The 12819-nt window shown below is 63.2% G+C and carries 11 protein-coding genes; 5 read left to right on the top strand and 6 right to left on the bottom strand.

Annotated elements, in window-relative coordinates; translation table 11 throughout:
• Nucleotides 1–5 precede the first annotated feature (5 nt).
• Both AC2ETI_RS10750 and AC2ETI_RS10745 read left to right on the top strand, forming a co-directional pair.
• Entirely contained in the window at nucleotides 6–1685 is a 1680-nt protein-coding gene (locus tag AC2ETI_RS10750; RefSeq protein ID WP_047889120.1) for an NTF2-like N-terminal transpeptidase domain-containing protein, read from the top strand.
• Nucleotides 1686–1715: 30 nt separating this feature from the next.
• Nucleotides 1716–2453, top strand: coding sequence for a sulfite exporter TauE/SafE family protein (locus AC2ETI_RS10745; protein ID WP_047889121.1), 738 nt, complete (start codon nucleotides 1716–1718; stop codon nucleotides 2451–2453).
• Between the two features lie 6 nt (nucleotides 2454–2459).
• On the opposite strand, the gene AC2ETI_RS10740 is transcribed toward AC2ETI_RS10745, so the two are convergent.
• The 4 genes from AC2ETI_RS10740 to AC2ETI_RS10725 all read right to left on the bottom strand — a co-directional run bounded on the left by AC2ETI_RS10740 (nucleotide 2460) and on the right by AC2ETI_RS10725 (nucleotide 6795).
• The gene (locus AC2ETI_RS10740) at nucleotides 2460–3932 is read right to left on the bottom strand and encodes a peptide MFS transporter (RefSeq protein ID WP_047889122.1); all 1473 of its coding nucleotides are present in this window, start codon (nucleotides 3930–3932) and stop codon (nucleotides 2460–2462) included.
• 57 nt (nucleotides 3933–3989) lie between these two features.
• Complete coding sequence (locus AC2ETI_RS10735) at nucleotides 3990–4367, bottom strand: DUF3054 domain-containing protein (protein ID WP_047889123.1); 378 nt, start codon at nucleotides 4365–4367, stop codon at nucleotides 3990–3992.
• Nucleotides 4368–4431: 64 nt separating this feature from the next.
• Nucleotides 4432–4980, bottom strand: coding sequence for a YceI family protein (locus AC2ETI_RS10730; protein ID WP_019747097.1), 549 nt, complete (start codon nucleotides 4978–4980; stop codon nucleotides 4432–4434).
• Between the two features lie 78 nt (nucleotides 4981–5058).
• Nucleotides 5059–6795: a 2-isopropylmalate synthase gene (locus AC2ETI_RS10725; protein WP_483633891.1), complete on the bottom strand. Its 1737-nt coding sequence runs from the start codon at nucleotides 6793–6795 to the stop codon at nucleotides 5059–5061.
• Between the two features lie 163 nt (nucleotides 6796–6958).
• Here AC2ETI_RS10725 and AC2ETI_RS10720 point away from each other — a divergent pair, with 163 nt between their 5' ends.
• The gene (locus AC2ETI_RS10720; protein ID WP_007734477.1) at nucleotides 6959–7639 is read left to right on the top strand and encodes a FadR/GntR family transcriptional regulator; all 681 of its coding nucleotides are present in this window, start codon (nucleotides 6959–6961) and stop codon (nucleotides 7637–7639) included.
• Here the strand turns inward: AC2ETI_RS10720 and AC2ETI_RS10715 are convergent.
• Both AC2ETI_RS10715 and AC2ETI_RS10710 read right to left on the bottom strand, forming a co-directional pair.
• Entirely contained in the window at nucleotides 7636–8742 is a 1107-nt protein-coding gene (locus tag AC2ETI_RS10715; protein WP_020906399.1) for a lysylphosphatidylglycerol synthase transmembrane domain-containing protein, read from the bottom strand. The two genes, AC2ETI_RS10720 and AC2ETI_RS10715, sit on opposite strands and share 4 nt — an antisense overlap.
• Nucleotides 8743–8751: 9 nt before the next feature.
• A complete protein-coding gene (locus AC2ETI_RS10710; protein ID WP_003945952.1) occupies nucleotides 8752–10230 on the bottom strand; it encodes an adenylate/guanylate cyclase domain-containing protein in 1479 nt (492 codons plus the stop codon).
• A gap of 192 nt (nucleotides 10231–10422) precedes the next feature.
• Here AC2ETI_RS10710 and AC2ETI_RS10705 point away from each other — a divergent pair, with 192 nt between their 5' ends.
• Both AC2ETI_RS10705 and macS read left to right on the top strand, forming a co-directional pair.
• On the top strand, nucleotides 10423–11601 hold the full coding sequence (locus AC2ETI_RS10705; RefSeq protein WP_069147046.1) for an AI-2E family transporter: 1179 nt from the start codon (nucleotides 10423–10425) through the stop codon (nucleotides 11599–11601).
• On the top strand, nucleotides 11594–12817 hold the full coding sequence (gene macS / locus AC2ETI_RS10700) for a MacS family sensor histidine kinase (protein ID WP_003945490.1): 1224 nt from the start codon (nucleotides 11594–11596) through the stop codon (nucleotides 12815–12817). Before AC2ETI_RS10705 ends, macS begins: the two co-directional genes overlap by 8 nt.
• Nucleotides 12818–12819: the final 2 nt, after the last annotated feature.

Raw genomic sequence — 12819 nt, 5'->3', positions numbered from 1 at the left:
CATGCATGGGGCCCGGAGGACAGCACAACCGTCGTGGAAAATATGTCGTTGCGTCGATAACTGCTGTCGTTCTGACAGTGGCGCTCGCGTCGTGTGTCATCGGTGGGGAGAAGAAATCCGACGCCGCCTCGGTGGTGGAGGACTTCGTCACCGCCCTCAACAACCACGACGCCGAAGCTGCCGCGGCGCTCACGTCGTACCCCAACGCCGCGCGGCCGTCGATCCAGCAGATGTTCGACGGACTGGCCGCCAAGTCCACCGACTTCGACGTCGCTCAGGTCATGGACCTGGGTAGCGACTCCGGACTCTTCACACTCGACGCGTCCTGGAACTTCGGTGAAGGCAAGGACTGGAGCTACCAGTCGCAGGGTGAGGTTCGCGATCTGTCGGTCGGCTGGCGGGTGTCCTGGGACCCGTCGGTCCTCGTTCCCGACCTCGGCAACGGTCGCACCGTCTCGTACACCCGCACGGACGCAGCGCCGCCGAAGGTAGTCGACAGCACCGGCACCCTGCTCATGAACGAGCAGACCATCAACGCGATCACTCTCGACCCGGCCACCATGCCGGACCCCGTGGACACCACTCGTCGCCTCGCCACGGTGCTTGAACCTGTCGCACCGTTGGTCACTTCGGAGTCGATGTTGGCCGACCTCGCCGCCAACCCCGGCAAGCCCGTCACCGCCGTACTGCTCCGCGATCCCGACTACGCCTACCTGGAAAGCGATTTTGCGATCCCCGGCGTCGTCGTGGTCAAGACACCCAAACTGATCGCCTCCGACCGTCGTATCAACTCGCCGTTGCTGGACCCGCTGCGGACCGTGTGGCAGGCCAATCGCGACGCCACCGCCGGCTGGGCGGTCAACCTGGTCGAGCCCAACGGATTCCCGATCAAGCAAGCCGGCTTCCAGGGACCTCCCGGCCCCGATGTCGCCGCGACTCTCGACTCGCACGCTCAACTCGCCGCGATCGAAGCTGTCGTCAGTGCAGGTACTCCCGCGGCCATCGTGGCGATCCGCCCGTCGGACGGTGCCATTCTGGCTGCAGCACAGAACAATCAGGCCATCGAACAGGGCCCGATCGCCTTCACCGGGTTGCGCCCGGCCGGCGGCGCACTCGATCTGGTCCGTCTCGCATCGTCGATGCAGAACGGCGTCGACCCCGGCAGCGTGTCAGCCGAGCAGTTGGCCGACACCGGGCAGCAACTCGGACTCGGCAACGGCTTCCACATTCAGGGACTCGAACAGCAGACAGCAGTGCTTGCCGCGAACCGTCCCGGCGTGGACCAGGCGATGAACAACGTCATGGCCAACAAGACGTCCAACGACGCGAGCGCGCCGACCGTGACTCCGTTCGGAATGGCGATGCTCGCGGCATCGATCGCCCGCGGCAGTGCCCCGCTGCCGATGATGGTCTTCGGACAACCGGCAACCGCCGACGTCGCGCCGACGGCATTGCCCGGCGACGTCAACAATCGTCTGCGTGACGCCATGCGAGGCGCCGGCGGACTGGCTGGGTACCCGGACATGATGGCGGCCGGCGCAGCGAGCGGTGACGATCGCTGGTTCTACGGATCACGCGGAGACTTCGCGTTTGCAGTGTTCGTCGCAGACGCTGACGGCGGTGATCGAGCAATGCAGATGACGGACAAGCTCTTCCAGGAACTCGGCAAGCCTGCCGACAAGTAGTACCAAGCACCGCGAGTAGATTCCTGGTTCGTGAACCTGCTCGATTTCCTTTTCCTCGTCGTAGCGGGATTCTTCAGCGGTCTAGTCGGTTTTGTCACCGGTCTTGCATCGATCGTCTCGTACCCGGCGCTGCTGAGCGTCGGGCTCTCGCCGGTCAGCGCGAACATGACCAATACCGTCGCGTTGGTGGCCGTCGGCGTCGGCGCATTGGCGAACTCGTCCCGTGAAGTTGCCGATACCGGTCCGAAACTTGTTCGCTGGTCTCTCTATTCGGCTGCCGGTGGCATCGTCGGTGCCCTGATTCTGTGGTTGGCACCGGAAGGTTCGTTCGAATCCGTTGTGCCGGCGATGGTCGTGTTCGCCTCGCTCGCGCTGTTACTGCAACCGAAGATTCGTGAGTTGTCCGGCGGCGGTGACCGTCCCGGAATCTACTCGGCAGCACTGTTTGCCGTCGCGGTCTACGGCGGCTATTTCGGTGCCGGTGCCGGCGTCATCTTCCTGGCCGCGACGCTCATCCTCACTTCCGAAACGGTGTGGCGTGCAACGATCCTGAAGAGCTTCTTTCTCGGCATTGCCAATCTTGTGGCTGCACTCATCTTCGCCTTCTCCGGACAGGTGCATTGGGTGGCCGCGTTGGCGATGGCACTCGGCGCTTTGGCCGGAGGGTGGTGTGGCCCGCCCGTCGTCAAGAAAATCCCGCCATCGGTACTGCGTGTGGCAGTGGCGACAGCGGGATTCGTGTTGGCTCTGTGGTTGTGGGTGAAGTGAGACCGTCTACTTCACGCCCTGCATCAGCTTCTTGATCCACGGCGAGGCAAGAGCAAGAATCACTCCGATTCCGATCGACGAGAAACCGATGATCAGGAAGAACGGGCGACTGTCGTCGATGTCGAAGTAACCGGCCAAGGTTCCCGCCATCGAAGAACCCAACGCAACGGACAAGAAGAACAACGCCACCATCTGAGTGTGGAAATGCTCGGGCGCGAGTTTGGTTGCAAGGGAAAGGCCGACGGGGGACAGGAAGAGTTCCGCGAAGGTGAAGAGCAGAAGCACGCCGGCCAGGCCGAGGAGCGGTGCACTGTTCGGTCCGCCACCGGTGATCGGGATGAACGCCAGGAACGCCAGACCCATGGTGCCGGTACCGAGCGCGAACTTGATCGGCGACGACGGCTGACGGTCACCGAGTTTTGTCCACATCGCTGCAAACACGCCGGCAAAGATGATGATGAACACCGGGTTGATCGACTGCACCCACGTCGGCGGGAAGTCCCAACCGAAGAGATTGCGGTCCAGGAGTTTGTCGGAGATCACCGGCACGGTAGTGAACTGCTGCTGAAACAGCGACCAGAAGGCCGCGCTCGCGATGAACATCGGGATGAACGCAAAGACTCGACTGCGTTCGACCTTGGTCACCTTCTTGCTGGTGAGCATGAGGAGGAAGTAACCGACGGACGCGACGATCGTGAGTCCGACAACGACGTCGGACATGTTGTCGGCCGTGATCAAACCGGTGATCGAGGCGACCGCGACGACGACGATCGCGGCAATGCCGATCCCGATGTAGAGCGCGCGCTTGTCTGCGGGCAACGGGTTGCCGGGCTCGGCACCGATTCCGTGAAGATGCTTGCGGCCCAGCGTGTACTGGATCAGGCCGAGAGCCATGCCGACCGCGGCGAGAGCAAAACCGGCGTGGAATCCCCAGGCGTCCTGGACGGCTCCGGTGAGCAGTGGGCCGACAAGACCGCCGATGTTGATTCCCATGTAGAAGATGGAGAATCCGGCGTCGCGGCGAACATCCTGTTCGGAATAGAGATCTCCGACCAGAGAGGTCGCATTGGCCTTCAGGCCGCCACTGCCGAAGGCGACCATGACCAGGCCGACGCCGACACCCCACATGCCGGGAAGAACCGACAAGGCGATGTGGCCGGCCATCACCAGCGAAGCACTGTAGAAGAGCGTGCGCTCGGAGCCGAGAAGTCGGTCGGCCACCCACGCGCCGAGAATCGTCGACAGATAGACGGTGCCGCCGTACGCGCCGACGATGCTGGTCGCTGCCGCCTGACTGATGCCGAGGCCGCCGTCGCTGACGCTGTAGTACAGGTAGTAGATGAGGATGCCTTGCATCCCGTAGAAGGAGAATCTCTCCCACATCTCGACGCCGAACAGGTTCGCCAGCGCAAAGGGTTGGCCGAAGAACCCCCGGTCTTCTTTCTCGCTACGTTCGACGGGCTCCGTAGTGTTGCTCATCCGAAAAGTGTCCTACGTGCTCGAGCATTTCGGGTAGTTCCGAGCCGTGGAGTTTGGTTACGACTTGGTGCGGATTTTCGATACCAGCGGAGCGAGTGCGCGCCAACCGAGAAGGAACGCGCCGAGGACCAGCGTCGCGACGACGATGAAGCTGAACTGGGTGCCCTGGCCACTCAACACTCGCAGGATCATGCCGATGACGACGGCGCCGAGCCAAACGACAATGCCGGTGGGAAGAAGGAGAACGGCGTTGAACTTGTCGCGGTACAGCGCGAACGTGGCAGCCCATCCGATCACCAGGCCGGTCAGGAAGGGCCAGGATGTCTTCGCCAGACCGGCGAGCGCGTTGGCTTCTTCGTGGGTACGGCGCCCTATCGCGCAGAAGATTATGACAAGAATGGCGTCGATCAGCAGGAATGGTGCGTACTTCTTCACGCTCACACCATACGACTGTGCGCCTTTATTAACCGCGGGCGGTTAATAAAGGCGCACAGTGCTGTTAGGCCTGGAGGCCGGCTTCGATCTCGAGGGTGATCGTGATCTTGTCGCCGACAACTGCTCCGCCGCCTTCGAGGGGCATCTCGATGGAGATGTCGAAGTCCTTGCGGTTGATGACGGTGGTGGCTTCGAATCCGGCGACGGGGCCCTGGCCCATGCCCGGGTTGACGCCGTTGAACTCGAGGTTCAGCTCGACCTCGCGGGTGACGCCGTGGAGCGTGAAGTCGCCGGCGAGGACGAAGTCGCTGCCCTTGGAGCGCACTGCGGTGGACTTGAAGGTGGCCTTCGGGAACTTCTCGACGTCGAAGAAGTCAGCGGACTTGATGTGGCCGTCGCGCTGCTCGTTCTTGGTGTTGATGGAGTCCACGGAGATCTCGGCCTCGACGGCGGGGGTTCCGTCTTCGGCAACGGTGATCGTTCCCGAGAACTCGTCGAACGTTCCACGAACCTTGGAAACCATGAGGTGGCGAACCGAGAATCCGACAGTGGAGTGGACGGTGTCGATGACCCAGGTTCCGGCGGTCAATGTGGGCAAGGTTGCGGTGGTCATGGAAGCTCCTGAATAAGTAGTTGAATGTTCAAGTTCTTGTAGCTTCAACTATGGACCCCTGGAAATCCTTCCGCAAGATCATGTGAGCTGCATCACAGTGTTTGTGCTTGTGGCATAGACGGCGTGAAGCGCCGACGCTGTCACCGACTGATGCACCGCAATGCCCCAGCGCCCTTCGCCGTTCACCACGCATTCTGCGATGGTGACTGCCGAATTCGCACTACCGGAAGACTCCGGGTTGCGGGGCAGTGAATGCTGGGTGAGCGAGACGACCTCGACGGCCGAGCCTTGTTCCGTCAGGATCTTGCTCAATGCCTCGACCGGGCCGGACGCACTCGCGGCGGCGGTGACCTCGCGTCCGTCGCGATCAATGGCGACGAACAACTGATCACCGTCGGCGGTGTGTTCCAGTGAGTACCGACGCACTCCTCCGTTGTACCCGTACTCGCGCAGCAGCAGTTTCCACAGCTGGTCGGCGGTCATTTCGGTGCCCGAGTCGTCGGTTTCGAGCTGTACCCGCGAGGCGAAGTCGATTTGCAGGCGCCGGGGGAGTTCGACCCCGTACTCGGTCTGCAACAGATAAGCGATTCCGCCTTTGCCCGACTGGCTGTTCACACGAATCACCGCCTGGTAATCGCGGCCGACGTCGGCGGGGTCGATCGGCAGATAGGGGACTGCCCACGGCGCCGATCCCGGATCGACGCCGGCAGCCTCAGCACTCTCGTAGTGATGGGCGAAGCCCTTCTTGATCGCATCCTGGTGGGTTCCGGAAAATGCCGTGTACACGAGATCGCCGCCGTACGGGTGGCGCTCGTGGACGGGAATTCTGTTGCAGTACTCCACCGTTCGACGGATCTTGTCGATGTCGGAGAAGTCGATTTCCGGATCGACGCCCTGTGCATGCAGATTCAGCCCCAGCGTGACCAGGTCGACGTTGCCCGTGCGCTCGCCGTTGCCGAACAGGCATCCCTCGACGCGCTGCGCGCCGGCCAGTACTGCCAGTTCGGCACATGCAACCCCGGTGCCGCGGTCGTTGTGCGGGTGGACCGAGAGAATCACCGAATCGCGTCGGGCCAGGTTCTGGTGCATGTATTCGATCTGGTCGGCATAGATGTTGGGGGTGGCGATTTCGACTGTGGCAGGCAGGTTGTGGATGACCGGGCGATCGGGACTGGCGTCCCAGAGTTCGGTGAGGCTGTTGCAGACCTGCAGGATGTAATCGGGTTCGGTGAGGTTGAAGACCTCGGGGGAGAACTCGAATCGCCACCCGTCGTGGCCTTCGCCGCCACGGGCCACGTCCTGTGCCGCGCGGAAAATCATGTCGTGCAGCTCTTCTCGCTCCTTGCCGAGAACCACGTTTCGCCACGTCGGCGCAGTCGCGGTGTACATGTGGACGACCGCGTTCGGCAGTCCCTCGATCGACTGGTACGTCCGTTCGATCAAATCCGTACGCGCGGCGGTGAATACGACGATGGTGACGTCGTCGGGAACGAGATCGAACCGCACCAGGTCGCGAACGAAATCGAAATCGGTCTGGCTCGCAGAGGGATAGCCGACCTCGATTTCCTTGTAGCCGATCGCCACCATCAGTTCGAACATTCGGCGCTTGCGTTCGGGGTCCATCGGTTCTGCGAGGGCTTGATTGCCGTCACGCAGATCGACGGGCACCCACCGGGGCGCCGCGGTGGTGCGATTGGACGGCCACGTTCGGTCGAAAATCGGAATGTCGACGCGATCCCACGCGGCGCGATAGCGCTCGGACGGCATGGGTGACGGCTTCTGGTTGTTCCAGCGGTTGGCGCGGGTAGTACTCATCTTCGGTTTCTCCTGCGGTCGAGTCGAGAGACCGGCATGGCGAAACCCCGCGGAGGGGTGCCGGTCTGTCAGGCCCCGCCGCGGCAGTCGAGAAGGAGTGCTCCTGTAGCCATGCGGGCTACACTAGAACGAAATCACTTATCAGACAACCTGAGGAGTTCACGTGTCACCGATCGTCGAGCGTCGGCTGCTCACCGACCAGGCTGCGGAGTTGCTGCGAGCGCGGATCGTGAGCGGTGAATGGGAAGTCGGCGCCAAACTTCCAGGTGAAACCACTTTGGCTGCGCAGTTGGGTATCGGTCGGTCCACCATCAGGGAAGCGGTGCGGACCCTCGCGGGCCTCGGCATGCTCGAATCGAGACAGGGTGCCGGCGTCTTCCTACGGAGTACGACACCCCCGGATCAGTGGCCGCGTGTGCTCGAAGCCGAGGCGATTCTTCATGTCGTCGAGGTGCGGAACGCGGTCGAGATCGAAGCGGCTCGCCTCGCAGCGCAGCGCCGCGATGCCGTTGACGTCGCGGCTCTGCGGCAGGCGCTCGACGGTAGAACTGCTGCCGCGCACTCTGGGGACGCAGCGTTTGTCGACGCCGATATCGCCGTCCACCGGGCAGTGGTGGATGCGGCACACAATCCCGTGCTGTCGGAACTCTTCGAGACTTTTGTGCCGCGTCTGCGGGCCGCGTTGATCGAGTTGATCGCGGTTCTGGACCTGCATCCACACAGTCAGCCGGATGCGGACGAGCATCGAATGTTGGTGGACGCCATCGAAGCCGGCGACGCGGAGGCAGCGGTACGGATCAGCCGAGCCCACCTCGACGACATGGCGGCAGCGTTGCGACGTTAAACGCCCGGCTGTTCGCGGCGTTCGAACTCGAGATCCATCTCGAGGTCTTCGTGGTGGGTTGCACGGAATGACACGAGGAAGACGAGCCATCCCACCAGAGCGACAAGTACGAAACTGATTATCCGATAAACGAATACCGCTGCTGCGGCTTGCGCCCAGGTAGAGCCCGCCATGGTCAGTGCTGTGATGAGCACGGGCTCGACATAGCCGAGACCGCCCGGCATGAGGGGAATACTGCCCACCGCTTTCGCCGCTGTGAACGCGATCAGCAGGCCGGCGAAGGACGGATCGGCTCCTACTGCCCAACAAGCGAAACCGAGACAGAGGACGTCGGCAACTCGGTGAACTGCCGACCATCCGAAGGCAACCGCAGTGTCGGTCCGACTGAGTTCAACCGAGTCCAGTTGCTTGAGGATTTCGGACCAACGGTGCATACCGCGCCCGGTCGGGTTTTTGCGGGAACGGTTGTACAGCGCCAGAACTCGGTGCCCGATGCGTTCGATGCTGCCGGGATTCTGGGCTACGTATCGCAACGCCAGAAACAGTGCTGCCATGCCGACGAGCGAAATCGTCAGCGTCACCGGGCTGACCTTGGTGCCGAACGCCACTGCGCCAGTGGCACCGAGTAGTGCCAGAGTCGCGGCGGCGATGACACCGCACATTGCCAACTGCCAGGACGCGACAACCGGCGTAGCCCCCCACTTTCGAGTCTGCTTGTACGTGAACGCTGTCGAGAAGACCTGGCCGGCAGGCAACGTCAACGCCATCGCCGTGCTGGCGTAGATGACCGAGAGGTTCTTGAGGTGACCGGCGACAACACCTGCCGCGTTGAGAAGGCGCTGCTGAACGGACGCGTAACCACTGAGGGACACCGCCTGGGCGGCTACACAGGCAGCCACCCAACCCCAATGGATTTCGGTGAGAGCTTGCCAGTACTCGTTGAGACGAGGCCACAGGATGATTCCCTCGACGATCAGAAGGGCGATCAGAGCCACCCCGAGCAGCCACTTCAACCACCAGAAGCGCCCTCTGGCCCGACTGGTCTCGGCCACGGGCGAGCGTGGTCGTCTCAGTCGCCGTGGGGTGTTTCCAGGCTGAGCCATCGACTCACCCTAACCAATTTGATCCGGATCGACCTCTGGATACTTTTCGGGCCACGCCAGATGCGTCAGTCGTCGGCGTCCACGCAGTTGGACTTGCTCGCCGAGTTCCCACTCGGCCTGTTCCTCTTCGTCGGCGAAATACAGCGCGCTCGTCGACGCCAGCACCCGGCTGGGCCGAAGTTTCGCGAGCTCGGTGAGCCGCGACGCTTCGTTGACCGGATCGCCGATCACGGTGTACTCGAAACGTTCGGCAGCACCGATGTTGCCGGCGACCGCGAGCCCCGCGCTCACACCGATACCGACGTCCAGGCCGGTGATGTCGTTGAGCTTGAACCGCAGCTCGCGAGCCGCCGCGAGAGCTGCCGTCGGAGCGTCGGGTCGATCGAGTGGTGCACCGAAGATGGCGAGCGCCGCATCTCCCATGAACTTGTTGACAAAACCGTGGTGGCGATCGATGACGTCGACGACCACACGGAAGAACTCGTTGAGCAGCTCGACCACTTCGCCCGGCGGGCGCTCGGCCGCGGCACCGGTTGATCCGACCATGTCGACGAACAGAACTGCCACGAATCGAGTTTCGCCGCCCAGCTCGGTACCGAACTTCAGCGCGCGCCGGGCCACGTCCTCGCCGACGTGCTGGCCGAAGAGCTCACGCAGCAAGCGACGCTCGTCGGACTCTTTCATCATGCGGTTGAAGCCGACCTGCAGCCGGCCGATCTCACTGCCGTCGAACACCTCGACGCGTACGTCGGTGGCGCCGCGCTGCACTCGCTCGATGGCGCGTCGCAGTTGTCGGATCGGATCGGAGATCTGAGTAGCCGTCAGCATCGACAGTGCAAAGGCCTGCACGATCGCCATGATCGAGATGAGCAGGATCGCCCACGCGAGTGAGTCGGGGGAGAACTCGAGATCGGTCGTGAGCTGCGTCGAGCACAGCAAGATGATGCCTGCGACTGGCATCAGCGTGCCGAGACCCCAGGTCATCGCCAGCCGGGTTCCGACGCCCGGCGCCATGGTCCGATCGAATTCGCCCTCACTCAAGGCCTGGGCGGCGACCGGACGCAAAATGCGCTCACCGAGCATGTAGGTGAACCCGAAGGTCGTGGTCGCGGCCATACAGACCGTCACGATCACCGCGATCGCGAGTCCTGGCATCTCGGTGATGGTCAGGAACACGAAGATGATGCCGCCCAGAATCCACAGCACCAGGTGGACGATGGCCTGGCGAAGCGGCGCGTGCAGTGCGGCCATCTGCTCGGATCTCGTCGGCGGACCCCCGCGCAGCCGCCAACGGATGACCGATTTCAACATCATTGCCGCCGCGGTGAGGCTGACGGCACCGGCGAATGCCAGGTAAACGCCGAAGATTGCGAAGTTGCGGACACGGTCGGCAACTATCGCATCGGACTCCTGGATCGGCACGCCGTACCGGACGAAGGCAAAGACCAGCACCGCGCCGATCAGATTGGCTGCGAGCATGGAGAGCATATAGAGGGGCCACCGGCTGCGGATGGTCACCGCTATTGCTCTGTATGAGGCCCGCACAGGGTTCAATTTAGCTGGCAGAGCTCGAAGTGTTGGTACGCGCGTCCGATTATTGGTCCGCTCACCTGTGTCGGCCGGTCCGGTTAGGCTCGCGAGGTGAACGCAAACAGGGGGCGTGCGGAGCGAGCTTCGAGGATGAACAAACCCATCTCCGCCGACGCTCGGGCGGTGCACCCGGGCGTGCGCGTCGCGGCGGAATGGTCGTGGCGCCTCATCGTGATCTTTGCCGGGCTACTGGTTCTCGGATATGTGGTTCTGCGCCTCGAGACCGTGCTCATCCCGGTGGGGCTGGCTCTACTGGCATCGGCTCTGTTGATTCCGGTTGTCGATCGGCTACAGGTGTGGGGTGTTCCTCGCTCGGCAGCCGTCATCGTCGTTCTGCTTGCCTCGATCGGACTGGTCGCGGGAATCATGACGTTTGTCGTCGAGCAGTTCATCGACGGGTTGCCCCAGCTCACCGACCAGTTCACGGCCAGCGTCACGCAGATTCAGAACTGGCTCACCAGCGGTCCGCTGCATTTCAGCGAGGATCAGATCCGCCAGGCGGGTGATTCGGTCGTCAAGTCGGTGCAATCCAATCGTGAGTCCCTGACCAGCGGCGCCTTGACCACGGCGACGGTCATCGGCGAGATCTTCACCGGGGCATTGCTGACGCTGTTCACTCTCATCTTCTTCCTCTACGGCGGCGACCAGATCTGGCAGTTCGTCACCCGGATCGTTCCCACCGACGCTCGTCGTCGCGTGCGGATCGCCGGTTCTGCAGGTTTCGGGTCGCTGATCGGTTACGTGCGGGCCACGGTCGCGGTTGCCGCCGCCGACGCGATCGGTATCGGTGCCGGCCTGGCGATTCTCGGGGTGCCGCTCGCCCTGCCGCTGGCGTCGTTGGTGTTCATCGGCGCGTTCATCCCGATCGTCGGTGCATTTCTGACCGGTTTTCTCGCGGTGCTTGTCGCTCTGGTCACGAAGGGTTTCCTGACGGCACTGATCGTCCTCGGCATCATCATCGGCGTCATGCAGCTCGAAGCGCACGTGATGCAACCGCTGTTGTTGGGTCGCGCTGTTCGCCTGCATCCGCTGGCAGTGGTTCTCGCCATTACAACGGGCATCGTCCTCGCCGGAATCGTCGGCGGGCTCTTGGCTGTTCCGATCGTCGCGGTCCTGAATACCGCCATTCGTTCCCTCCTCGCCGACGACCCGGACATCGCGTACGCCGAACTGCACGTCGAAGATCCGGAGACCCCACTGTTCCCCGCCGAACCCGACGAGCCGCGCGCCGAGCCTCGCATCGTGAACCCCACTCCTCCCGATGACTGAGCCCACCCGCCGTCGTCGGCTGCACTATCAGCCGACCGTTCGCGAGGCGTCGGGCGTCGACACCGACCCTGATGCCCCGCTGTGGCGGGCGGCGCAGGCATTTCGCCTCGTCACGCTGGTGTACGCGATCAGCTACCAGTTCGCTTCGGCCTCCGACTACACCAACTCCCGGCTCAGCTGGTTCTTCGTCGCTCTGATGGCCGTGTGGACCGGGGTGTCGGCACTGTTGCTCGGGACCTCCGGTGCGTTGTTCGGGAAGAAGCTGCCGCGGTACCAGGTGGTGATCGCCGATCAGGTTGTCGTCATCTTGCTGATGGCGTCGACGAGGCTGGTCTCCGACCACGAGTGGTATCAGAATCACCAGACGCTCCCCACCACGCTGTGGGCCACCAACGCGGTCATCTCCGCGGCAATTCTCGGCGGGCCGTGGCTCGGTATGGCGTCCGGAGTTGTCATCTCGGCGGCCAGCGCGATCATCCGCGACCAGGTCAACCTGGACCTCTGGCGCGATGCGACGGCTCCCGTGCTCGTATCGGTCGGCCTGGCGTTGGGCTTGGCCACCACCACCGCTCGGCGCTCGCATCGACAACTCGAGCAGGCCGTACGTCTGGCGGCGGCTACCGAAGAGCGCGAACGTTTGGCACGCGAAGTGCACGACGGCGTTCTGCAGGTGCTGGCGATGGTGCGCCGGCGAGGAGCCGCACTCGGCGGCGAGGCAGCTGAGCTGGCCGCGCTGGCCGGCGAGCAGGAGGTCGCGTTGAGAATGCTGATTTCCGAGCAGGTTTCGGGTGCCGCGGCAGATGTCGGCGGACAGACAGTGGATCTGTGTCCGCTGCTGACCACGCAGGCCAGCACGTCGGTGTCGGTGTCGACGCCCGCGCACCCGGTCGTGATCGAGCGCGATCGAGCCATCGAACTGGCAGCCATCGTCGACAATGCCCTGTCCAATGTCGGGCTGCACGCCGGTCCTGCGGCGAAGGCGTACGTATTGCTCGAAGATCTGCCGGACGAGGTGATCGTCAGTGTCCGCGACGACGGCGTCGGAATCCCCGAAGGTCGCTTGGCGCAGGCCGAGGCCGAAGGCCGCATGGGAGTATCGAAGTCCATTCTCGGTCGAGTACAGGTGCTCGGCGGAACTGCAGTCCTGCAAACGGGGCCGGGGGAGGGCACCGAATGGGAGATCAACGTTCCGAAGGGGAAGAGTGAGCGTGGCTGACG

It is taken from the genome of Rhodococcus sp. MurmanLake-1, from assembly GCF_056945715.1.
Note: the sequence above shows the minus strand (reverse complement) of the source record. Positions and strands in the feature narration are given on the sequence as shown.